At 60.9% G+C, this 22,324-nt stretch carries 19 protein-coding genes; 11 read left to right on the top strand and 8 right to left on the bottom strand.

Annotated features, from left to right (window positions below):
- The first annotated feature begins 176 nt into the window (after nucleotides 1-176).
- The 11 genes from J7355_RS16525 to J7355_RS16575 all read left to right on the top strand — a co-directional run bounded on the left by J7355_RS16525 (nucleotide 177) and on the right by J7355_RS16575 (nucleotide 11,998).
- A complete protein-coding gene (locus J7355_RS16525; RefSeq protein WP_209064665.1) occupies nucleotides 177-905 on the top strand; it encodes a c-type cytochrome in 729 nt (242 codons plus the stop codon).
- Between the two features lie 64 nt (nucleotides 906-969).
- Nucleotides 970-2,946 (top strand): copper resistance system multicopper oxidase, encoded by a 1,977-nt coding sequence (locus J7355_RS16530; protein ID WP_209064667.1) that lies wholly within the window; start codon nucleotides 970-972, stop codon nucleotides 2,944-2,946.
- Nucleotides 2,939-3,748: a copper resistance protein B gene (locus J7355_RS16535; protein ID WP_209064668.1), complete on the top strand. Its 810-nt coding sequence runs from the start codon at nucleotides 2,939-2,941 to the stop codon at nucleotides 3,746-3,748. Before J7355_RS16530 ends, J7355_RS16535 begins: the two co-directional genes overlap by 8 nt.
- 97 nt (nucleotides 3,749-3,845) lie before the next feature.
- Nucleotides 3,846-4,196 carry an NADH-quinone oxidoreductase subunit A gene (locus tag J7355_RS16540; protein WP_209064670.1) on the top strand — a complete coding sequence of 117 codons (351 nt, stop codon included), beginning with the start codon at nucleotides 3,846-3,848 and terminating at the stop codon, nucleotides 4,194-4,196.
- A 2-nt stretch (nucleotides 4,197-4,198) separates the two neighbouring features.
- Nucleotides 4,199-5,449 carry a hypothetical protein gene (locus J7355_RS16545; RefSeq protein ID WP_209064672.1) on the top strand — a complete coding sequence of 417 codons (1,251 nt, stop codon included), beginning with the start codon at nucleotides 4,199-4,201 and terminating at the stop codon, nucleotides 5,447-5,449.
- On the top strand, nucleotides 5,446-6,360 hold the full coding sequence (locus J7355_RS16550; protein ID WP_209064674.1) for an NADH-quinone oxidoreductase subunit H: 915 nt from the start codon (nucleotides 5,446-5,448) through the stop codon (nucleotides 6,358-6,360). The genes J7355_RS16545 and J7355_RS16550 overlap by 4 nt, the downstream gene beginning before the upstream one ends.
- Before the next feature lie 59 nt (nucleotides 6,361-6,419).
- A complete protein-coding gene (locus J7355_RS16555) occupies nucleotides 6,420-6,959 on the top strand; it encodes an NADH-quinone oxidoreductase subunit J (protein ID WP_348523048.1) in 540 nt (179 codons plus the stop codon).
- A gap of 13 nt (nucleotides 6,960-6,972) precedes the next feature.
- Nucleotides 6,973-7,278 (top strand): NADH-quinone oxidoreductase subunit NuoK, encoded by a 306-nt coding sequence (gene nuoK, locus J7355_RS16560; protein ID WP_209064678.1) that lies wholly within the window; start codon nucleotides 6,973-6,975, stop codon nucleotides 7,276-7,278.
- A gap of 2 nt (nucleotides 7,279-7,280) precedes the next feature.
- Complete coding sequence (locus tag J7355_RS16565; protein WP_209064680.1) at nucleotides 7,281-9,104, top strand: proton-conducting transporter membrane subunit; 1,824 nt, start codon at nucleotides 7,281-7,283, stop codon at nucleotides 9,102-9,104.
- Nucleotide 9,105: 1 nt separating this feature from the next.
- The gene (locus J7355_RS16570; RefSeq protein ID WP_209064682.1) at nucleotides 9,106-10,590 is read left to right on the top strand and encodes an NADH-quinone oxidoreductase subunit M; all 1,485 of its coding nucleotides are present in this window, start codon (nucleotides 9,106-9,108) and stop codon (nucleotides 10,588-10,590) included.
- A 1-nt stretch (nucleotide 10,591) separates the two neighbouring features.
- Entirely contained in the window at nucleotides 10,592-11,998 is a 1,407-nt protein-coding gene (locus J7355_RS16575) for an NADH-quinone oxidoreductase subunit N (protein WP_209064684.1), read from the top strand.
- A gap of 216 nt (nucleotides 11,999-12,214) precedes the next feature.
- On the opposite strand, the gene J7355_RS16580 is transcribed toward J7355_RS16575, so the two are convergent.
- The 8 genes from J7355_RS16580 to lspA form a co-directional block, all read right to left on the bottom strand.
- Nucleotides 12,215-13,240 (bottom strand): tetratricopeptide repeat protein, encoded by a 1,026-nt coding sequence (locus J7355_RS16580; RefSeq protein ID WP_209064686.1) that lies wholly within the window; start codon nucleotides 13,238-13,240, stop codon nucleotides 12,215-12,217.
- 26 nt (nucleotides 13,241-13,266) lie between these two features.
- Nucleotides 13,267-14,175, bottom strand: coding sequence for a cation diffusion facilitator family transporter (locus J7355_RS16585; RefSeq protein WP_209064688.1), 909 nt, complete (start codon nucleotides 14,173-14,175; stop codon nucleotides 13,267-13,269).
- A complete protein-coding gene (locus tag J7355_RS16590) occupies nucleotides 14,168-14,521 on the bottom strand; it encodes a P-II family nitrogen regulator (RefSeq protein ID WP_209064690.1) in 354 nt (117 codons plus the stop codon). Before J7355_RS16590 ends, J7355_RS16585 begins: the two co-directional genes overlap by 8 nt.
- Nucleotides 14,522-14,535: 14 nt before the next feature.
- Nucleotides 14,536-17,640 (bottom strand): CusA/CzcA family heavy metal efflux RND transporter, encoded by a 3,105-nt coding sequence (locus J7355_RS16595; RefSeq protein ID WP_209064692.1) that lies wholly within the window; start codon nucleotides 17,638-17,640, stop codon nucleotides 14,536-14,538.
- Between the two features lie 9 nt (nucleotides 17,641-17,649).
- Complete coding sequence (locus J7355_RS16600; protein ID WP_209064694.1) at nucleotides 17,650-18,996, bottom strand: efflux RND transporter periplasmic adaptor subunit; 1,347 nt, start codon at nucleotides 18,994-18,996, stop codon at nucleotides 17,650-17,652.
- Complete coding sequence (locus tag J7355_RS16605; RefSeq protein WP_209064696.1) at nucleotides 18,993-20,291, bottom strand: TolC family protein; 1,299 nt, start codon at nucleotides 20,289-20,291, stop codon at nucleotides 18,993-18,995. Before J7355_RS16605 ends, J7355_RS16600 begins: the two co-directional genes overlap by 4 nt.
- A gap of 1,061 nt (nucleotides 20,292-21,352) precedes the next feature.
- Nucleotides 21,353-21,586: a hypothetical protein gene (locus J7355_RS16610; RefSeq protein ID WP_209064697.1), complete on the bottom strand. Its 234-nt coding sequence runs from the start codon at nucleotides 21,584-21,586 to the stop codon at nucleotides 21,353-21,355.
- A gap of 104 nt (nucleotides 21,587-21,690) precedes the next feature.
- Complete coding sequence (gene lspA / locus J7355_RS16615) at nucleotides 21,691-22,191, bottom strand: signal peptidase II (protein WP_348523049.1); 501 nt, start codon at nucleotides 22,189-22,191, stop codon at nucleotides 21,691-21,693.
- Between the last annotated feature and the right edge of the window lie 133 nt (nucleotides 22,192-22,324).

Raw genomic sequence — 22,324 nt, forward strand, 5'->3', positions numbered from 1 at the left:
GTCTAATTGAAGCTTCTGGTGCATTTCACATGCGCCAAACATCAATCAGGACGGTGGTTGCGGCTTCTGCGAAGTGGTCTACCGGGATTTGTCGAGTGGCACCAAAACTTGGTGTTGATCTTGGCTAATATTCCCTAGATCGCTCCACCGCGTCACCGTTCCGACGGAGACGCAGCGTGCGAACTTTGAAAATTATTGTTGCGACGTTAGTCGTGAGCCTGCTAATCGCAGGCGGCGTGGCAGCCGGCATCATTTATTCCGGTGCCTACAACGTGGCCGCCACGAGCGAACACTGGCCGATCACGCACTGGGCTTTGCAGAAAACGGTCCATCGCTCGGTTGAAAAACAGGCCGCCCGCATCGAAGCCCCGGAGCTGGGCTCTGGAGAACAGCTGCTGGCCGGCGCGGCCAACTTCGACGCCATGTGCAGCGATTGTCACGCCTCGCCCGGCGGCCAGCAGTCAGTCGCGGCGCGCGGCATGTATCCCAGACCACCCGAGCTCACCCACGCGGCCAAAGAGAAAAGCCCGAGCGAAATCTTCTGGGTGATCAAGCACGGCATCAAGGCGTCCGGCATGCCCGAGTGGGGCTCGTCACACAGCGACGCAGACATATGGGCTATGACCGCGTTCGTCGAGAAATTGCCGGGAATGTCAGCGGCCGACTATCACCAAATGCTGGCGCGGGCCGAAGCGAACGGCGTCGGACACCACGCCATTGGCGGCGCACCCGATCATGGTGGTGGAAACGCAACTCGCGAAGTGGATGCGACGACCGGCTCGAGTAAAGGCCATAACGACGCGCACAGCGCCGGCTCGAACGAGGAGCATCACGATGAGGGCACCAAGGGGCCAGAGAGCGGCGGCGACTCAACCGCGGGTCACGACGATGGGCACGCGCATTAGGCGCGCAATCGTCGAAACACGGCTCGCATGTCATCCGAACCAATTGAATAACGAGGATATTTAAATGACTCGACATACACACGATAGCGACCGACGTCGCCTGTTGCGCGCCATGGGCGCGACCGGCGTGCTGGCCGGCTTCAATGCGTTGTTACCAGCCTATGCCCGCAACGGCCTGGCCGCTGGCGCGGCAAGATACCTCGACACCGCCGCCGCTCAGGTCCCGGGCGGCGCCGCACGCGATGTGGTGATGGACGTCCATGTCCGCCGCGAGATGATCGATATCGCCGGCGGTCGCGCGTCGGCCATTACGCTGAACCACACCACGCCCGGCCCGATCGTCGAACTCTGGGAAGGACAGAACGCCCACCTGCGGGTGCATAACCATCTCGACGAGTCGACCTCGATCCACTGGCACGGCATTTTGCTGCCGTTCCAGATGGACGGCGTGCCCGGCGTCGCCTTTCCCGGCATCGATCCCGGCGAGACCTTCGAAGTCGATTTTCCGGTGCGCCAGGCCGGCACCTACTGGTACCACAGCCATTCCGGGCTGCAGGAGCAAGTTGGCCAGACCGGGCCGATCGTGATTCATTCGCAAGGCGACGACGGCATCAATGCCGACCGCGAGTACGTCATCGTACTCAACGACTGGACCTTCGAGGATCCGCATCGTCTGCTCGCAAAGCTCAAGGAAATGAGCGATTACTACAACTTCAGCGAGCGCACGCTCGGCGATCTGGCCGAGGATTTTCGCCAATCCGGCGTCGCCACCACGCTGAAGGATCGCCTTGCCTGGGGCGACATGCGCATGAGCCCGCGCGATATCGCCGACGTCACCGGTTACACCTATAGCTACCTGATGAACGGCGTACACCCGGATGCGAACTGGACCGGCCTGTTCACGCCCGGCGAGCGTATTCGCCTGCGCGTGATCAACGCCTCCGCGATGACCTATTTCAACGTCCGCATGCCGGGCTTGCCGATGACCGTGGTAGCGGCCGACGGCAAGGAAGTGCAGCCGGTCGAGACCGACGAGTTTCAGATCGGCGTGGCCGAGACCTTCGACGTGGTGGTCGAGCCCCGGGCCGATCAGGCCTACACGATCATGGCCGAAACCATGGACCGCAGCGGCTATGCCCGCGGCACGCTCGCGCCGCGGGCGGGCATGGTCGCGCCCGTGCCGGCGCTGCGCGAACAGCCGCAGCGCACGATGGTGGATATGGGCATGGACATGAGCCAGATGGACATGGGCGGCATGGACATGTCGCACCGCCAAGGCCAGAAGGCGATGGATCACGGCTCGATGCAAAAGATGGCCATGCCCCAAAAGGAATCGGGCATGGCCGGGATGTCGCATCAGGGCCACAAGATGGCCGACTCGAAGATGTCTGGAAAAATGGCCGGCATGGGCCACGATATGAAAAAGATGGCCCATGGCACGGGCCCGAATGCCGGGACCATGGGTACGGGCGCAATGATGGAACAATCCGGGCCGGTGATCGCCAAGCACGGCCCCGACATGCACGGTGCCGGCAATATCAACATCGCCAACGTACAGCGTGATCGCCTCGCCGAGCGCGGCACCGGGCTGGAGGACGTCAATCATCGCGTGCTCACCTACAGCCAGCTGCGTAACGTCGTTCCAATGCAGGACCGGCGTGAACCGTCGAAGACCATCGAGATCCATCTCACCGGCAATATGGACCGCTATATGTGGTCGTTCGACGGTGTGAAGTACTCCAACGCCACACCGATCGAGTTTCCGTACGGCGAGCGGATTCGGCTGATCATGGTTAACGACACGATGATGGAACATCCCATCCATCTGCACGGCATGTTCATGGAGCTGGAGAACGGCCAGGGCGAGCACCTGCCGTTCAAGCACACCCTAAGCGTGCTGCCGGGATCCCGCGCATCGCTGCTGATCACGGCAGACGAACCGGGCCGCTGGGCCTTTCACTGCCATCTGCTCTATCACATGGAAATGGGCATGTTCCGCGTCGTGCGCGTGAGCGATCAATCCGGAGACAAGAATGCTTAAACAATCGACCCCAACCATCCTCGGCGCGGCCGTTCTTCTTTTGGGATCTACGGCCCCAGCTTTTGCGGCATCCGATGGCAAAGCCGATCTCGACTCGGTCATCCCCCAGGGGCCCGTCGAGCCCTCAAGCGGGGCGCCGCTGGCCTGGAAAAAGCCCATCAAAGATCAGCAGATTCATAAGTTCTTCCTGATCGATCGCCTCGAGTACGGCGACGTCGAGGGCACCAACAACTATCTCTGGGACGCTCAGGGCTGGATCGGCGGCGACTACAACAAACTCTGGTTCAAGACCGAGGGCGAAGGCCCGATGCGCGGTGGCTCCCCCGAGAGCACCGAATTTCAGGCGCTCTACAACCGCACGATCTCGCCGTTCTGGAGTGCGCAGGCCGGTCTGCGCTACGACGTCAACCCGAATCCGGACCGCGGCTTTGCCGTGTTCGGGTTGCAGGGCTTGGCGCCGTACTGGTTCGAGTCCGACACATCCCTGTTCGTCAGCGAGGACGGCGACGTAAGCTTTCGCGGCGAGTTCGAGTACGAGCTGCTGCTCACCCAGCGCCTGATCCTACAGCCGCGCGCCGAAATCAATGCCTCAGCCCAGGATGTGCCGGAATACGGACTGGGCAGCGGTCTCAATAACACCGAGATGGGGATCCGGCTGCGCTACGAGATCAAGCGCGAGTTCGCGCCTTATATCGGCGTACGCTGGGAGCAGACCTATGGCGAAACCAAGGACATCGCCCAGGCCGAAGGCGAGGAAACGTCGTCGACCGCTTTCGTGGTCGGTATCCGCGCCTGGTACTGATAGGGAAATCACCGGATGTATGGAGGGCGTTCATCTCATTAGCATGTCTGTGGACTTCGCGTACGGGCTTGCAGCGAGCCAAAGAGGATAAAACGCAATGGCGTTAACGGGCCTACTCACCATCATGGGCACGATCGTGGCGGGCGCCCTGCTGTTGCAGTGGGTTGCGGCACGCACTCGTCGCGATCGCGTGGTCGAGCCGCAGAAGATCCCGTTTCTCGGGGGTAGCGCACCGAACACGCACGCCTGGCAGCGTTTTCATGTGCGTTACTACTCGATGACGCTGCTGTTCATCGCCTTCGAGATGGAGATGATGTTCATGTACCCATGGGCGGTCGTGTACGTCGCCGAAGGCGTCAAGGCGCTCGCGGAGATGGGCATGTTCCTCGCCATCCTCACGGTGGGCATTCTCTACGGCTGGCGCGAAGGTATCTTTCGGTGGCAGTGAAGATGCTCGAGCGCCTGGCGGCACGCGCTCCCGTGCCGGTATTCGTGGCCATGGGGCGCGACCGCGCCCCTGCCGTCGAGCGCTTGCTGCGGAATGCGGATATCGACGTGACCGCCACACCCCGGCACGCCAGTATCCTGTTGGTCGCGGGCCGCGTCCGGGATAGCGACCAGGCCTACCTCGACCGGCTCCACGACCAGCTCCCCCACCCACGCGCCACGTTCTGGTGGGGGGACGAGCCTCAAGCCGACGTGGACGACGCCCAGCGCGCTGCGTCATCCGACGATCCAGTAATTTCTTTACGTGCGCTTTACCGCAACCTGATTTCCGGCGCCCATGCATCGGAGACGCACCGGCTCCCGGACGAGCCACCCGCTCCCTGGCGCGGCAAGGGCGATCACGGTCAGGGCGGCGAAGGGATGATGGGTGGCGTGCCCTACGGGCGCATGATGCCCATGCCGCCGACGCCGGATATTCGCGACGGGCTAACGCTGGATGTCTACACCACCCAGATCGGCCCGTTCATGCCGTACTGGCCCGCTGGACTGGTACTGGAGGTGACGTTCCAGGGCGACGTGATCCAGTCAGCCGAAGTGGTTAACCCAACCTATCCGCCGCGCGACGTCGATCGCGTACCGTTCGATCACTTGCTGCACGAAACGACGGCCCTTGCGCAGATCGAGCGAGCACGCGCTGCGCACCATCTCGTGTGCATCGCCCGCCTCCTGTCGCTCGTCGGATTGCCAACACTGAGTCGGCGCGCCCAAATATTGGCGGCACGCGTACGCGCGAACGAGACCATCGCTATTGCGCCGCTGCGAAAAGCGGCCGCCCGATCCGGTTTGAAGGCTGCACTCGCGCCGGGGCTCGGTCGGATCGATGACCGACTGGCGCGTGAACTCGGCGGCCCGGTACAACGCGCTGCCGGCCACGCCATCGACCACCGCAGCGACAACCCAACGTACACACGACTCGACTTCACGCCGGTCATGCAAACACAAAGCGACTGTCGAGCGCGTCTGGCGCAGTGGTTCGACGAAGCCGAACAAGCGCTGGCGCTCGTTTCGGCGGCACCCGACGCGATGATCGACCATGGCGCACTTATCGAGGCGCCATGGGCGCATCGGGCACCGCCGATCGATTATCGCGTAACCGAGCTGTTACCGGGGCTTGAATGGAGTGAGGCGCTGCTGGTGCTCAACAGTTTCGATAGCGCCGCGCTGTGTCGCATGGCGCCACTGGAGGCCCCATGACCCCGATCGTTCTAACCATGACCTGGGTCGCTTTCCTCCTCGGCATGGCGTGGTACATAGCCGTGCTCGACGGGCTCTGGGCGGCCGCGCGCGAAGGTCGACAGCCGCGCGCGCCGCTCGCCAACCCGCTCTACCGGTGCGCCACGATACTGCGTCAACAGTCCAACCTGACCGAAGCGCCGGATTTGCTGAACTGGCGCTTGGCGCCTGCGCTGTACGCTGGGCTGGCTGGTACCGGTGTCGCACTCGTGCCTTTTTCCAGCACCAACGTACTTGCGGACCTCGAAGTCGGCATCGTCTGGTGGGGCGCCGTCGAAGCGCTGACGGTTGTGGTCGTCTTCCTGCACGGTTGGTCGGCCAATTCCCAATTCGGCCTGATCGGCGCCTACCGCTATGTCGCCATCGGACTGCCGGTGATGCTGATCAGCATGTTCGTGCTTATCGCCGCGGCGTTGCCCGCCGAGTCGCTGGCTGTTCCGAAGATCATCGAATCCCAGCGCGAACTCTGGAATGTCATCCGCCAGCCGCTCGGGCTCCCGCTTTTCCTGCTGCTTGGCCTGTCTCTAAGCTTCAGAGGCCCGTTCAACTATGCCGACTCGGCGGATATTGCGGGCGGCACCGCGGCCGAGGTATCCGGCGCGCCGCGACTGGTCTGGGAATTCGCGCGGCTCGCGATGCTTACAGCGGTGGCCACCGTAGCGGCCAGTGTATTCCTGGGCGGCTACCTGGGGCCCTGGCTGCCCGGGCCGGTATGGCTGGTGCTCAAGACCGCAGCCGTGCTTCTGGTCCTGGTCGGCCTCAGCCACCAGCTGGCTCGGATTTCGCCGAGTCGGATGATGACTTTGATCTGGACGGTGCTACTGCCGCTATCGTTCCTGCACCTGGTATGGGCCGGAGTATTGGCGCTATGAACGTCACCGATATCACATTCTGGATCTTCGCGGCGATCGCCGTGGTAAGCGGCTGGCGCGTGTTCTGCACCGACTCGATGGTTCGCGCCTCGTTCCTCCTGATGCTGTCGTTCATCGCCGTCGGCTTGATCATGGTCTTGCTGAACGCGCCATATCTCGGCATCGCGACCGTCTTCATGATGGCAGTGGAGATGATGGTGATGGCGTTGTTCATGGTCATGTACATGATGAACCCGGCGGGCCTGAATCCGATGATGATGGTGCACCAGCACCGTTTCTCGATCGCGGCCGGCGTCTTCCTCTTCGCGGCACTGGCCGGTCTGATCATTGTCACGCGCTTTGCCTCCAACCCGGTCGCACCGGGCACCGAGGTCGTCGCCGGCCTCGGCAAGGAACTGCTCGGCGACTCGATGCTGATCTTCGAAACCGCCGGTGTCACGCTGCTGGCAACCATGGTTGCCAGCGTCATTCTGTCGAGCCGCAGCGGACGCTTCGGCGCCGCCGATACGGGCTCGGTACCGCCGCCCCTGGAACCGGGTGGCGAGCCGGCGGGCCGTCAGCCGGAACAGGGCGGCGGCCACGCCCATCATCACCACTGATCGAGAGGCGCTCATGACACTCACAACGATATTGGTCGTCGCCGCCGCGCTCATCGGCATCGGGCTCTACGGCACGTTGTCGCAACAGTCTTTCGTGATGCTGATGATGGGCCTCGAACTGATGCTCAACGGCGTCATGCTCGCAGCGGTCGGTTTCTGGTCGCTTACCGCAGGCGGCCTGCCGACAGGCCAGCTGCTGACCATTATCGTGATGGCCGTGATGGCGGTCGAAATGGCCGTAGGCTTCGCATTGATCACTGCGGTCTACCGCAATCGCCAGGCTGATGTCACCGAAGGCCTGACGACGCTGAAGCATTGATCATGCTCTGGCTTGTCGCCCTGTTTCCGCTTTTCGCTGCCGTCATCGTTCATGCGTCGCCGATGCAGCGCCGTCCCGCTCTGGGCGCTACGGGCTGTGGTGTGCTGCTGGTCACACTATTGCTGACGGTTTTCGCGGGCCTGGAGGGCTGGGTCGGACGATTCGCCTGGAGTACCCCGCTTCAGTTCGAGGTGGTACTGACCTCACGGTCGGTCGTCATGGCGTTGCTGGTACCGGTCATTGCGCTACCCGTGCTGGCCTACGCCGCGGCCCACGAACGCTTGCAGGGTTTGAACCGTCTGGTATCGCTGTTACTGCTGTTCGTCGGCGCCATGCTGTTGCTGGTGATCGCGGCCGACCTTATCACCCTGCTTATCGGCTGGGAGCTAGTCGGCGCCTGCTCTTGGGCGTTGATCGGGCACGAACGGCAACGCGTATCGCATGCGGCCTCGGCGCGCTACGCATTCGTGATGACCCGTTTCGGCGATCTCGGACTGTTCGTCGCGGCCATGGTCGTGTTCAGGGATACGGGTACCTTCGCTTTTGCCGCGCTCGAAACCCTCGGTGGGCCGCAGCAAACGATTCTGGTTGCCGGGATCGTACTGAGCGCGGCCGCGAAATCCGGGCAGCTCCCGTTCGCGCCGTGGTTGTTTCGTGCCATGGACGGGCCGACGTCGGTGTCTGCCCTGCTGCATTCGGCCACCATGGTCGCTGCAGGGGCCTATCTGTTGATCCGGCTCGAACCCATACTCGCTCAGATGCCTTGGTTTGGACCTGCCTCAATCGGCATCGGACTCGCCACGGCGCTTGCAGGCGGTTTGACCGCCCTGCTCCAGCCTCACGCAAAGAAATTGCTCGCGGCTTCCACCTCTGCACACTACGGTTTGATGTTCGTCGCGGTCGGCGCTGGCTATCCTGAAATAGCGCTGCTGCATCTGGTGGCGCACGCGGTATTCAAGGCATTGCTGTTTCTAAGCGCCGGCATCGCGGGCCGTCAGGCCGTGAGTTTCAGCCTGACGGAGATGGGCTTCGGGCGCGTCCTCCCAATCACGGCCGTGGCAACCGCGGTCGGTGCGCTCGCCTTGGCCGGTATACCACCCCTGGGCGCAGCGTGGACGAAGGAAATGATGGTCACGGCCGCCGGGCATTTCAGCCCTTGGTTGGCGTTTGCCGTCATGCTTGCCGGCGCCCTGAGCGCGGCCTATGCCATGCGCTTTGTCTATAGCGCCTATGGCCCTAGCGCCAACGATAGCAGCGCCACGTCGCGAACGACCGAAACCATAGCGACCGGTTCGCTGGCTGCCACCAGCCTGGCGCTTGCCCTACTCTGGCTGCCAGGCATACAGCAGGCGTTGGGCGGCTGGTTCGCGACCCCGTTTCCGGCGCCCCCGGCCTGGGAGACCATCGGCTCGTTGCTGGCTGTCGGTGTCGGTCTGTACGCCGGCCTCCTGATCGCGCGCCTGCACCCGGCGCTGGGCGCGAGCGGCGCGCTCGCAAGCTGCGCCGACTGGCTTGGCCTGCCCTTCGCGATCGATCGCTTGATCGGGCGCCCCATTCATGCGCTCGCACAGCGCTGCGCAGGATTCGACGATGCCATCATCGATGGCGCCGTGCGCCGAATCGGCGCCGGCGGGCTCTTCACAGCGCGTGTCGCCTATCGAGGGCTAGACCGTCTTGCCGACGGCCTGCCGGAGGGCGCCAATCGCTGGTTTGCCCTGAGCGGCGATGACAGCCGCCGTTTCCAGACCGGGCTTTCACACCACTATCTTGCCTTCATGGCCGCGGGCGCCGTGGTGTTGGCGATCATTCTCTTTGTGGGGCGCTAGCATGCTCACGGCCACCATTCTGATCCCGCTGCTGGGCGCGCTCGCGTTCAGTTTCTTACGCCTGAATGAACCAGCGTACCGATGGCTCGCCTGCGGCGTAGGCAGTGCGCCGTTGCTCCTGCTCGCAGCGGTCTGGCTCGGCTTCGATACCAGCACGGACGCACCCGCGTTTCAGTACGTTGTCGACTATCCGTGGATTCCGGCGCTCGGCATTGGCTGGCGTATGGGTGTCGATGGTATCGCGCTGGTAGTCGCCACAATGAGCGCCCTGCTGTTCGTCGCGGCGATCGCTTGGCCCGCCGAAACACGAGGGCGGGCGCGAGAATACTACGCGTGGTTTCTATTTCTCGAAGCGGTATCGCTCGGCGTGTTCCTTACCCTGGATCTGGCGCTGTTCTATGTCTTCTTCGACCTGAGCCTGGTCGGTCTGTTCTTCCTGATCGGGCGTTGGGGCCACGGCGATGCCGAGCGAGCCGCGATCAAGTTCTTCGTCTATACATTTGCCGGTTCTTTGGCCATTCTGCTGGCGATCATCGGCCTGGTGCTAGCGACCGACCCGCTGACCTTCGACATGCGTACGCTGATCGCCGAACAGGCACTCGCAGGCATGGACCTGCGCGCGACGCTAGTCCTTGTGGGATTCGTCGTCGGCTTCGGTATCAAGACGCCGTTCGTACCCCTGCATACCTGGCTGCCGCCAGCGCACGTGAATGCGCCCGGTCCGGCTTCGGCCGTGCTCGCGGGCGTGCTCCTCAAGATGGGCGCCTATGGTCTCATTCGCATTCCCTATTCGATGCTCAGCGAGACCTTCGCACGCTATGCTTTCGCGCTGGCCGTTCTGGCGGTCATCTCGATCCTCTGGGGCGCGTTGGTCTCGATGGCGCAGCGCGATCTCAAACGCCGCATTGCCTATACGTCAGTCAATCATATGGGTTATGTGCTGCTGGGTATCGCCGCGGCCGCAACGATAGGCGGCGAGCAGGCCGCGCGGCAGATGGCGTTAACCGGTGCCACCGTAGAAATGGTCGCACACGGACTGATCACCGGCGCGCTGTTCTTAATCTGCGGCGCGTTCTGGCAGCGCACCGGCGACTACGACCTCGAGCAGTACGGCGGTCTGAGCCAGGTCGCGCCGAACCTCACACGTTTCACGGTTCTCGCGTCGTTCGCGAGCCTGGGTTTGCCGGGGCTCGCCGGTTTCGTTGCCGAGCTGCAGATATTTGTCGGTGCTTTCAGCGTCTATCCGTGGCTGGCCGCCATCGCGCTGCTGGGTATTCTGATTACCGCCGCGCTCTTCCTGCAGATGCTGCAACAGCTGTTTTTCGGTGAGCTGCCGGCGGACCGCAAGAGCTTCGGCGATCTCGCGCGCGTCGAAATCGGCGTCCTCGCCATACTCGCACTGCTGATCGTGGTGATCGGCATATATCCAAATTGGCTGCTGACACCGATCAGCAGTGCAACCGCCTTATTGACGGCCGGGTTCTAGGATGCCGGTCAGCGACGTTCTCCCCGAACTCAGCGTTCTGGTCAGCGCGGTGGTGCTGCTACTGGCGGCGAGCTTCATGCGCGAGCGCGATCAGTGGTTGGCTGCCCCGGGCGCGCTCATCGGTCTGACCGTGGCAGCCGCGTTCTGTCTGGCCCAATTGGGCGAGGCCCCGAGACTGACTTTTTCGGGGGTCTGGGCCCTCGACGGCGCCAGCATCTGGGCGCGCGTGATCATCCTGGCCACGGCTGCCTTGAGCGTTCTGCTGACGCCCGAATGGCTGCGCAGCGACCGGCGCCACGGCGAATACTATGCGATCTTGTTGTTGGCCACACTCGGGGCCATGCTGCTTGCCGGCGCGGCAGACCTGATGCAACTGATTATGGCCGTCCTGCTGTCCTCGGTGACGGGCTATACGCTGGCCGCGTACCACCGTAGCTGGCCGCTGTCGGTCGAAGCCGGCATGAAGTATTTTCTGGTTGGCGCGTTGGCGAACACCCTGCTCGTGCTCGGAGTGACGTTGATGTTCGGGCTGTTTGCCACCACGGACTACGGCGAGTTGGCCGCCCGCACGAACGACAGTCCGCAATGGATGACGCTCGTCGCCTTCGGCCTCGTCGTTGTGGGTGTCGCGTTCAAGCTCGCTGCCGTGCCGGCCCATACCTGGATGCCGGATGTCGCCGAGGGCGCGCCGCCGCCCGCGGCCGCCTTTCTCACTATTGCACCCAAGGTCGGCGCGGCCATCGCGCTGGCCCGCTTCGTCGATCTGTTCCCGCAGCAAGACATTGCCTGGCGCGCCGTGGTTGCTACGATCGCGGTCGCGACCATGACCATCGGCAACCTGGGCGCGCTTGCTCAGAATGACGTGCGGCGCATGCTGGGCTGGTCCTCGGTCTCGCAATCCGGCTACGCACTGATGGCGGTTGTCGTGCTGGGGCTCGACCCCTATGCCCTGCCGGCTTTGCTGTTCTTTCTCGCAGGTTATGCCGTCGCGAACCTCGCAGCATTTGGTGTCGTGACGCAACTACGCGGGCGCACGAACCTGGCCGACTATCGCGGCCTCGCCACCGCTCATCCGCTGCTCGCGGCCGCACTGATCCTGAGTTTCCTATCGCTGGTGGGTATTCCACCGCTTGCCGGTTTCGTCGGCAAGCTGGCGCTGTTCGTCACCACGATTGAATCCGGCTACGCCTGGCTGGCGGTGCTCGCGCTGGTCAATACCGTGGTCTCGCTCGTTTACTACCTACGCGTGTTGGCACCCGTATATTTCGCCGAGCCGGCACGGCCCATGCACACACTCGGCTACTGGGCGGCACTCTCTGTCTTCTTATGTGCGTCGTTTACCGTCGCTCTGGGCGGCTTGGCGGATCCTCTCTGGCGGATGCTGTCACAAGCGACCCTAATTCCCTAGGCAGCTACTGAAATAGCCTTTGAGTGTTCGCACGGTGCTCGGCCGGAAAAGTGAGCCGATGCGGATGCCGACATCGCCTATTCTGAGCAGATTTGCCAAATGACTTGTTCTTTCAGAACATTTCGACGGTCGCACGCGTTTCGAACGGCACAAGGCGTAACACTTCTAATTTGACCGATGAAACACTCGACTAGAAGTGGTGGCATTAACCGGTTTTTAGTCTTCGAAAGCCTCGGCCTGCTCAGGCACGAACGCTTCGAGTCCTGATATTGGTTTTGTGGCTCCTACACTACGCCGACTTGCCACCTGGCGATCATGAGCTTCATTCAGATCAAGCGTCTCGCTCCGGTCAGCAATTAGAGTTTTGGCTCGTTTGATTTGCTCGTCGGACATTAAGCTCAGGAGGAGCGCCTGCTCTTTTAAAGCCGCTTCTAGCCCTTTGTTTGCTGCTAATGAAACCCACACGTAGGCCTCGACGAGATTGACCTCATCGCTCTGCGCGCGCTGGTACAGCTTACCAAGGTTGTACTGAGCGACCGCAGAATTCTGTCTTGCTGCGCGCTTAAACCATCGCCGAGCCTGCGTCAGGCTTTTATCAACGCCCCTGCCCTGGGCGTACTTCACCGCCAAGTTAATCTGGGCATCGACGTGGCCCTGCGTCGCGGCTTTCAAGTACCACCGAGTGGACTCGACGTCGTTTTGGAGCACCCCAATGCCTTTTTCATAACACCATCCGGTATAAAACTGCGCGGCCGCAAAACCCTGCTTTGCAGCCAACAAGTAATACATTGCGGTGCGCTCACGTCGATTTTCGTGAGCTTCTCTACCTTTGCGATAGAGTTCTGCGAGACTGAATTGTGCAGGAAGAACTCCTTGGTCGGTCGCTTTTTGCAACCATTGCATTGCAGCCTCCGAACTTTCCCCAAGACTAGGGCTTTGGCGCAACAAAAGGTACAAATTGTATTGGGCAGCCGCATGACCTTGCTCAGCTGCCTTGCGCAGCCAGCGATACGCCGCGGCGGCGTCCTGTGTCACGCCTTCTCCCACAGCCAATGCGCCGCCTACTGAATTTTGTGCGTTAGGGTCGCCACGCTCCGCGCGCTGCAGGGTGGACTCAAAACGCTCTCGGATCACTTCGCTTGTAGCAGTAATTTCGACCGCGAGAGCGTTGCTATGGTCCAGAGTAAGTAAGCTCGCGAATATGGCAATAACAACCCGAACAACTTCACACTTCTTTGCCATGGTTACCACCGTTAACGCTACGCAATCTAGCGGCGTGCTGCAGGCCCCGCGAGATGCGAGCTAGCGTTTTGATTGGTTTCCGGCTGCAATGTGCTGTGTCCGACACCAAAATCCCGCTGCAGCAGTTCTTGCAGCTTGGGGAGAACTTCTTCCCACTGTCCGATCTGGTCGAGCTTTATTTGCGCCGATAACGCATGTCGGCTCGATGAGAGAGACCAAACATGAATGTGGTGGGCCTCCACAACACCCTCGACCTCTGCCATAGCGCGCTTCAGATTATCGATATCGACATGACCGGGCGTGCCTTCCATAAGGACGCGTAGAACATCACGTAGAACGTTAATGCTCGCAAAGCCGATCAGCACACTGATGAATAGTGACAACAGCGGATCAATCGGGAGCCATCCCGTGAGATAGATGATTAGCCCGGCCAGCAACGCTGCGACCGAGCCCGCCAGATCACCCATCACGTGCAACAACGCGGCACGCACGTTCATGCTTTTCTCGCCCCGCATGAGAATCCACGCGACCGCGATATTGACGAGTAAGCCTATAAAGGCAACCACCATGACGGTGGTTCCACCTACTTCCTGTGGGTTTGCAAGCCGCTCGAAAGCGGCTACGACAATCCAAACGACAACGCCCAGCATGAACAGGACATTCACCAACGCCCCGATAACTTCGGCGCGGGCATAGCCATACGTGTGTTTTGTCGATGCACGCCGCTGGCTCAGCCACGCAGCGAATGCCCCAATGCCGAGAGACATGGAATCGGTGATCATATGACCTGCATCAGCGACCAGGGCCAATGAATTGGCCCAGAGTCCACCGATCACTTCCACAATCGCGAACCCGGTCGTGAAAACGAGAGAGATGATCAGTAGCTTACCGCTGGCATGCCCGTGGCTATGACCGCCGTGGTCGTGCTCACTCATCTGAATCTCCTGCCTTCGGCGAGTGGCGAACGGCGTTTTCATTGCGCTGTCCGTCGCTGATTCGAATGGCATCCCGCAAGTCCGAGATGAAAACCTTCCCATCACCAAGATGGCCTTCACCGGTACGCGCACTTGCCACGATCGCGTCAACCACCCTATCTGCAAGGGCTTCCGGCACGTCGATTTCGAGCTTGGCCATTTTGACCCGCTCCAATCCGCCGTCTTGGACATGGCCGTATTCACGCAGGTGCACCACAGCAATCCCGGGTATGCCGTCAATGTCCGCCAGGGCTGACATCACCTGTTCGAGCATGACCTCTCGTACATAAGCCTTGATTTCTTTCATGGTCAGCCTCCTTCTTATAGCTCTACTTCGCGACGTGGTTCGGCGAACCAGCGGTACACGGCCGGCAAAACCAATAGCGTCAGGAGCGTTGAGGTCACGAGCCCGCCAACGACTACCGCAGCCAAAGGCCGTTGCACGTTAGACCCAATACCGTTGGCCATGAGCAGTGGAATCAAGCCCAGAATCGCTGTTAGGGCCGTCATGAGTACGGGTCGCAGCCGATGTTCTGCGCCGGTGCTGACCGCTTCATCAAGCTCCATACCGTGATCACGCAACTGATTGATATAGGAAACCAGGACTACCCCGTTTTGAACGGCCACGCCGAACACGGCGATAAAGCCCACCGCAGCGGGGACGGATAGATACAGCCCGGATATCCACAGCGTGAAAATGCCGCCGATGATTGCAAACGGCACGTTCAAGAAGATTAGCGCCGCATAGCGGAGGCTCGAGAATGCGCTGTAGAGCAACAAAAATATCAGCGCCATAGTTATGGGCACGACGAGATAAAGCCTTTTCATGGCCCTCTGCTGGTTCTCGAACTGGCCGCCGAAGTCGACGAAATAGCCGGGGGGCATGTCGATCTCGCGATCGATGCCGGCACGCAGGTCATTCACGACGCCGCCCATATCGCGACCGCGTACGTTCATCTGCACGTACAGGCGCCGGCTGGCGTTGGAGCGGGAGATCTGCTTGGGGCCGGTATAAACCTCGACATTCGCCACGCGAGACAACGGAATCAATGCGCCGTCGGGTGCTCGAAGATTCAAGTTGCGAATCGCGTCGATCCGCTCGCGCTGGTTCGCCTGCAGACGCATGAAAATATCGAACCGCCGCACGCCGTCAAAGACCTGGCCAACGGAGGCGCCACCGACGCCGACGGACACGGTGTTCAGCACATCGTCCACGCTGATCCCGTAGCGTGCCAAGGCCTCGCGATCCGGTTTTATTACGACCTGCTGCTTGCCGCCTTGCTGTTGGGCTCGCACGTCCACGGCGCCAGTGGTGTTGCGCGCCAGCTCTGCAACCTGCTGGCCGACCTCGGCAAGCTTGTCGAGGTCGTCACCGAAGATACTTACGACGAGCTGTGCTTGAACGCCTGAGAGCAGCTCGTCGGTTCTAAGCTGGATCGGCTGGGAAAAGTTGTTCGCCAACCCGGGGACACGCGCTGCGAGCCGTTCGGACATCGCGTTCTGAAGGGCCTCGTAAGAGCGTCCGCTCTGCCAGGCATCGAGAGGTTTCAGGTTGATCGTTGTTGCGACGACGTTGACTGGCTCCGGATCACCGCCCACCTCGGCACGACCGACACGCGAATAAGTGCCGGTGACTTCTTCGAACTCGCCGACCGTATCCTGGACCCGCTTACCGTATGCAATCGCGGAATCCAGGCTCGCCCCGGGCGGTAGGGTGGAGCGAACCATGAATGTGCCTTCCCGCAGGGTCGGGATGAACTCCGTACCCAACTGCGGAAACACAGCGAGGCTGGCGATGAACAACACGACCGCCGTTCCCACTACGACTACCGGAGCCTTAAGCGCGGCATCCCGCATCGGCCGATAACCCGCTTTCATCCATGACACGAACCGTGGTTCCTGCATCGTGGTCACCCGTCGGAATGCCAGCACGGCCAGCACGGGAACCAGCGTCAGGGATAGCAACAGCGCTGCGGCCAACGCGAAGCTGATCGTATAGGCCATCGGCGAGAACAGTTTGCCCTCGACACCCTGGAGCGTGAACAACGGCAGGAACACGAGGATCACAATCGCGACAGCGAACACGATCGGCCGACCGACTTCACGCGCCGCGGCCCCGACCAGATCGGACATGCTCGCGGCTTTAAGGTCACGTTCCTCAAAATGCCGGAAGATGTTTTCGATCATCACGACCGAGCCATCGACCATCATGCCAATGCCAATTGCTAGGCCACCGAGGCTCATCAAGTTCGCGGATAAGCCCGACACGCGCATTGCGATGAATGCCACGAGCAGTGATAGCGGCACACTCGACACCACAATAAGCGTTGACCGCACGTTGCCGAGGAACAGATACAGCAAAACAAGTACGAGTACAGCGCCAATTAACAGCGCTTCGACGACCGTGCTAGTTGCCTTGTCTACCAGTTCGGCCTGCGAGTAGTAGACCTTGGCGACCATCCCGTCGGGCAACGACTTGTTGATTTCATCAAGCTTGGCATTGGTATCCTCGAGGACACGCTGTGTATCCGTTCCGATCAGCTTGAGAACATAACCACCAACGGATTCCTCGCCGTTAGCGATTTCCGCGCCGCGTCGAATTGCCCGGCCATAACCAACTTCGGCGATGTCCTGAATATAAACCGGCTGGCCATTACGCGTGCCGACACGGGTGTTGCGCAGATCGGACAAACCTTGATCGCCCGACGACACCCAGCCGTAGCCGCGAATAATGTATTCCTCACCACCGCGCTCGATGAACGAGGCACCGACGTTACGATTATTGCGCTCCAGCGCTTGGCGCACATCCGCCGGGGTCAACCCGCGGGCGGTCATGGCACTCATGTCCAAGCGCACTTGGTATTGCTTTTCGTAACCGCCGATCGAGAGCACGCCCGTGACACCATCGACGGTTCGCAGCTGCGGCTTGATCAGCCAGTCCTGCGCTGTCCGTCTTTCCGTAAGCGAGTAATCTGCGCCGGGCTCGTTTTCGACCGAATACATGAGAATTCGGCCGAGCCCGGTCGTAATGGGCCCGAGCTGCGGCTCGCCTAGACCTTCGGGGATATTGCGACGCGCCTCCGATAGCCGCTCGTTCACGAGCCGGCGGGCAAAGTAGATATCCGTGCCGTCTTCGAAATAGACGTCCACACGCGATAGCCCGAAGATGGACGTGGACTGTACTTTTTCGAGGCCCGGCAGCCCGTACATGCTGATCTCGATCGGATAGGAGACCAGTGTTTCAATGTCTACCGGCGACAGTCCTTCGCTAGCGGTATATACCTGCACGAGGGCCGGCGTCGCGTCCGGAAATGCATCCACGGGTAGTGCACGCAGCGAAAAATAGCCGCCGATAGCCAGCGCGAAAACTGCGACGAGCACTATGAGCCGGTTCGCCATCGCCAGGCGAATAATTGCGTTAATCATGACGCCCTCCTAGTGGCTGTGTGCGGCGCTACGGCCACCGGCGGTGAGAGCAGCTTTAAGATCGAATGCGCCGCGCACGACCAGGGTGTCACCAGCTCGAATCCCTTCCCGGATTTCTACCTGGCCTTGGTTTTCTGCGCCGGTGCTTACCGGTCGAAACGTGTAAGCACCCTCATGGTCGGCGGGCACGAATACGCCTTCACGCTCACCGATTTGTTGCACCGCGTCCACGGGAACGAGCGCAATACGTGAGCGCTCACCGCTAGACGCCCCGGCGTCGATGTTGGCGTCTGCAAACATGCCGGCTCTAAGCAAACCGTCGGGATTTTCGACGACAGCGCGGGCACGTACCGTTCTGGCTTGTTCGTCGAGCTGTGGCGAGATCCAGTCGATCGTGCCCACGAAGGTTTCATCCGGCAGTGGCCGCACCGTGAAGCGCACTTTTTGGCCTGCTTCCAACACCGGCAAGGCTTGCTCGGCCACATCGATCATCAACCACATTCGCGTGTTATCGACGACATGGATCGGGGTTTCGTTGGCGCTCAGCGTTTGGCCGGCGACCAAGTCGCGTTTCGCGACGACGCCATCGCGTGGCGACGAAAGTTCCAGTCGCGACAAGGGCTCGTCCCCGCCACTGCTAATGGCGTCGACCGCCGCATTGTCTAGGCCGTAGAGCTTGAGCTCAGCACGCTTGGCGCGTCGCTCGGCCTTGGCTTGTTCGTATGCGGCACGAGACTCGGCCAAATCCGAATCACTCACGATCTGATCCGCAGCCAATTTGCGGTCTCTCGCATAGGCGGCCTGGCGCGTGTTGAAGCGCGCGGCCGCGGTGAGATATGCCGCCTTTTCCTTGCCTAAAGCGACACTGTCGAGTACTGCAAGCGTTTCACCGCGCGATACTGCTTCACCCAGATCCGCCGATACCTCGACCACCTTGGCTTGCAATCGCGGGCCCACACGAGCGACGCGGTCAGCATCGAAATGCAGAGTCGCTGGGGCTTGGATCGACGCGTTCGCCGTACCGCTCTCTGCCGGGCCGGTGGCGATATCCAATTGCTCAAATTGCTCGGCGCTAAGCTTGACGCGATCCGGATTTTCTTCGCCGTGCCCCTCGTGGCCACCTTCGCCTTCGCCCTGAGCTGATTCGTGTGCGCCTTTTTCGGCGTCGCCGTGTTCCTCTCCTTCGTGGCGGGCTTCGTCGTGATCTGCATGATCGCTTTCTTGCGCTTGCGCCGACCCGGCGGTCTGCGGCCCTTCGGCGTCGCCGCTGTTGGAGTTACAGCCCGTTAGCAAGAAAATCGCAGCGAGCAGTAGAACGGGGATTCGGATGTGCCTCATGGATTTCTGTCTATTCATTGCGATGCTCCGCGGCTGTCCATCACGAGCAAACCACCCGTGGCGCGCTCTAGATCGGTGCCGGCCGTAACCAGCGCGCCAAGCGCGTCGAGGTAGTCGCGGCGCACATCAAAAAGGTTGTTCTGCGCAGAGGTAATCGCGGTTGCCCCCACCTTGCCGGCTGCGAATGAGCGTCGGGTGAGCTCCAGAGAACTCTCCGCGGCCTCTAAAACCGCATCACTTAGCGCATCTGCTCGTTCGCGCCCGGCGTCATATGCACTGATGGCCGAAAGCACCTGCAGTCGAACCTCGCGCTGAAGGTTGTCCTGATCGAGCTGTGCTTGCGCTAGATCAGCGGTCGCAATCTGGCGCTCGCCTTCATAGCGATCCAGCAGCGGCAGCTCGAAACCAACACCGCCGCCGGTGATATCCGAGCCACCTTTGTCACGACCACCCGCTTCCTCGCGGTAAAAACCGAACACGGTGAGGTTCGGTATGATTTCGCGATTGGCGAGCGACAATTCCTTTCGAGCGGCAATCACGCGCGACGCAGCGGCCTGCAAGTCCGTGCGCCGCTCGACGGCGCGCGTCAGCAAGCGATCACGATCCGGCATATCGAGCAGCGCAAAACTCAGATCGCCCTCGATCGCGAGCCGGCGCGTGGGATCGATCGCGAGCAGGTCCTTGAGTTCCAGCCGCGCCTGGGTCGCCGTATTTCGAGCCGCGGCGGCGAACGCACGTGCTCGCTGCAACCCAAGACGAGCTGCGTTGGATTCGATTCGGGTACCTGCGCCTGCGTCGAGTCGCTTCCTGGCGTAAGTCTCGAGCTGCTCGTTGGTATCAACGACGCGCTCGGCGGTGTTTACTGCCTGCTCCGCGACCAAGACAGAAAGGAACGCCGCACGCACACGCGCCGTCGTTGTGGCCGCCAGGAAATCGTAGTCAGCGCGCGCGGCGCCCAACCTACTTGTCGCAGCGTCCTCGCGTAGACCGCCCTGCCCAGCGATCCAGAATTCTTGGCTGAGCTGAATACCGATGTCGGTACTTGAGCCGTTCGGCTGATCGCGCTGGCCGGCTTCCAGTTCCAAGCGCGGGTTAGATGGCACAGGGACATCCGCGTGAATGGCCTCGCCACCGAGGCGTTGGATACGCAGACGAGCCGAACGCAGCGTCGGATTATATTCGCTCGCCCAATTCAGGGCGGCATTGAGAGTCAGAGGTTGAGGTATCTGCGTGACCGCGGAGGCGGACAGCGAAACCCATAGCATGCAAAGTCCACAGGCAGCTTTGCCCGGGAGAAAACGGGGGAAATACATTGTGAATCCTCATCGCAATAGAAGAGGCGCCTGCAATGAAGCAGCGCCCGGCGAAGAAGATTCAGGCTATGGGGGGGTCGACTAGGGGGGTGTGAGCCAAACTGCGATAAAGGTCGCGATGTCGTCCATTACGCGACGATATTTTGTGGAGCTCCATATCCGGCGTGCCACTTTGTATTCCTACCAAGTGAGCGGATGCATGGCTGCAGTGATCATTATGTTCAGCGCTAACGCCGGAATCGGCACCATCTACCGCAGTGGACTCAACGTGAGAGTACGTTTCGCCATCAGATGACGGCCAATCCACGTGGCTCGCCCACGCCTGCGCACTCAGTGCCACAATCACTGTGAGCACTATCGCCACAAGTCGTTGTAGATTGGTGCGGGACGACGGCATGCGTTGGAAGCTACCACACACGCTACCCGAAACGCTACAACGACCGTGACGAGAAATTCCGTAATGCAATCTGCGAGCATACCCCTGAGCGCTATCGCGTATGGCAAGATCCGGCTACCGACCAGTAACGGGAAATCATCCGCCGCTGATCATGAGTCAACCGAGTTGCTGAACTCCCGCGCGCAAGAACATGCGAACGCGATCTATCCGCTTGCCACTATGCATCGATGACTTTCCTTCCTCGATACATCGATGGGGCCACCTACGCCACCGCACCTAGAGCCACGCCTTAGGTGCCGTGGAGAATACACAAGCGATAAATACACGTACTGACATCGCCTGTATCTCGACTCGCCCGTTGACAGGATCCGATTGCCCCAAAAGCTCCGTCCCCGCGGCATTAACTGGCCCCCCCCTACCGCTTACCGCTATCACGACCGAAGCATTCGCCCGAACCTGTCGAGTTCTCAAGGCCGCTCGCACGCTCTGCAGTCTACCGCCAGACTTTGCACCACATGCCAAGTCGAAAAGTCATACTTTCGCAGGCGGCAATACCCTAAAGACTGCCTCGGCAGCGCCCTAGCATGCAGCGAATTTGGTCAATACTTATTGTGTACGACCTCTGCGAGCTTTCTCCTCGATTGGGATAGACAAATGTGCCCGCTCAGCTACGCAGGTATTTGACCAGCGCTACGATAGCGAGCACCAACCCGACAAGCACCAGGAGTACGAACAACATCCAGACGATCATCATCGGACCACCCATCATGCTGCATTGCATCATTGATTCGTTCATCATGCCGCCGCCCATGGGGTCCGGGTCGCTCTGACCCGCGGCTGGGGCGATGCCCACAATGGTGCCCAGCAGGCTCAACAGTGGTACTACGAATAGTTTCATTGTTTACTCCAAACTTGTGCTCTAAAGAGCTTGTATCGCGTCTTCTGAGCCATGGTGGGGATGCAGGCAGCCCGAGCTGGGACTGAGTAATACGGCCGATACGCTCAGTTGCCGTATTTTCTATGCGCCCAGATCAGTAATGCGGCTCCCGTGGTAATCCAGACATCGGCCAGGTTGAATGCCGGCCAGTGATACTGTGCGTAATGGACGTCGAGAAAGTCGACCACATGGCCGCGTAGCAGGCGATCCGTCAAGTTGCCCAGTGCACCGCCTAGAATTGCACTGAGCGCGATCGCTTGACCTTTCGAAGTCCCCCCGCTCCACAGCCAGCCCAGCAGCATGACCGATATGACAATGGGCACACCGATCAGGAATCCCCGCTGCCAACCACCCGCATCGGCCAGAAAGCTGAATGCGGCACCTGTATTGTGTAGATGGATCCAGCTAAAAAACTCTGTGACGGCTCTGCGCTCACCATAGGCGAGATAGGTGCTGGCCGCGTACTTGGTTGCTTGATCCAGAAGCAGCGTCACGAGGGATAATCCCAACCAACGCAACCTGTCGGCCAGGCTAGAACTTTTCAGCGTGTCCTCCCCTATCGTCACCCCCGCACGACCATCCCCCACTATTGAGTAGCAGGCCGATCTGGAGTCCAATCACCCGAAGTCTGGAGATTGGACATGAAGAAGCGTTACACCGAAGAGCAGATCATCGGTTTTCTGAAGGAGGCCGAGGCCG

The organism is Endozoicomonas sp. G2_2 (assembly GCF_017744135.1).
GTDB lineage: Bacteria > Pseudomonadota > Gammaproteobacteria > Nevskiales > Salinisphaeraceae > Salinisphaera.

What these genes read in the sequence shown, in the direction of transcription:
- J7355_RS16530 (WP_209064667.1), top strand. Translation starts at nt 970, where the DNA reads ATGACTCGACATACACACGATAGCGACCGACGTCGCCTGTTGCGCGCC.
- J7355_RS16610 (WP_209064697.1), bottom strand. Translation starts at nt 21,586, where the DNA reads ATGAAACTATTCGTAGTACCACTGTTGAGCCTGCTGGGCACCATTGTG.
- nuoK (WP_209064678.1), top strand. Translation starts at nt 6,973, where the DNA reads ATGACACTCACAACGATATTGGTCGTCGCCGCCGCGCTCATCGGCATC.
- J7355_RS16570 (WP_209064682.1), top strand. Translation starts at nt 9,106, where the DNA reads ATGCTCACGGCCACCATTCTGATCCCGCTGCTGGGCGCGCTCGCGTTC.
- J7355_RS16580 (WP_209064686.1), bottom strand. Translation starts at nt 13,240, where the DNA reads ATGGCAAAGAAGTGTGAAGTTGTTCGGGTTGTTATTGCCATATTCGCG.
- J7355_RS16585 (WP_209064688.1), bottom strand. Translation starts at nt 14,175, where the DNA reads ATGAGTGAGCACGACCACGGCGGTCATAGCCACGGGCATGCCAGCGGT.
- J7355_RS16535 (WP_209064668.1), top strand. Translation starts at nt 2,939, where the DNA reads ATGCTTAAACAATCGACCCCAACCATCCTCGGCGCGGCCGTTCTTCTT.
- J7355_RS16550 (WP_209064674.1), top strand. Translation starts at nt 5,446, where the DNA reads ATGACCCCGATCGTTCTAACCATGACCTGGGTCGCTTTCCTCCTCGGC.
- J7355_RS16545 (WP_209064672.1), top strand. Translation starts at nt 4,199, where the DNA reads ATGCTCGAGCGCCTGGCGGCACGCGCTCCCGTGCCGGTATTCGTGGCC.
- J7355_RS16565 (WP_209064680.1), top strand. Translation starts at nt 7,281, where the DNA reads ATGCTCTGGCTTGTCGCCCTGTTTCCGCTTTTCGCTGCCGTCATCGTT.
- J7355_RS16605 (WP_209064696.1), bottom strand. Translation starts at nt 20,291, where the DNA reads ATGTATTTCCCCCGTTTTCTCCCGGGCAAAGCTGCCTGTGGACTTTGC.
- J7355_RS16575 (WP_209064684.1), top strand. Translation starts at nt 10,592, where the DNA reads ATGCCGGTCAGCGACGTTCTCCCCGAACTCAGCGTTCTGGTCAGCGCG.
- J7355_RS16590 (WP_209064690.1), bottom strand. Translation starts at nt 14,521, where the DNA reads ATGAAAGAAATCAAGGCTTATGTACGAGAGGTCATGCTCGAACAGGTG.
- J7355_RS16595 (WP_209064692.1), bottom strand. Translation starts at nt 17,640, where the DNA reads ATGATTAACGCAATTATTCGCCTGGCGATGGCGAACCGGCTCATAGTG.
- J7355_RS16540 (WP_209064670.1), top strand. Translation starts at nt 3,846, where the DNA reads ATGGCGTTAACGGGCCTACTCACCATCATGGGCACGATCGTGGCGGGC.
- J7355_RS16600 (WP_209064694.1), bottom strand. Translation starts at nt 18,996, where the DNA reads ATGAATAGACAGAAATCCATGAGGCACATCCGAATCCCCGTTCTACTG.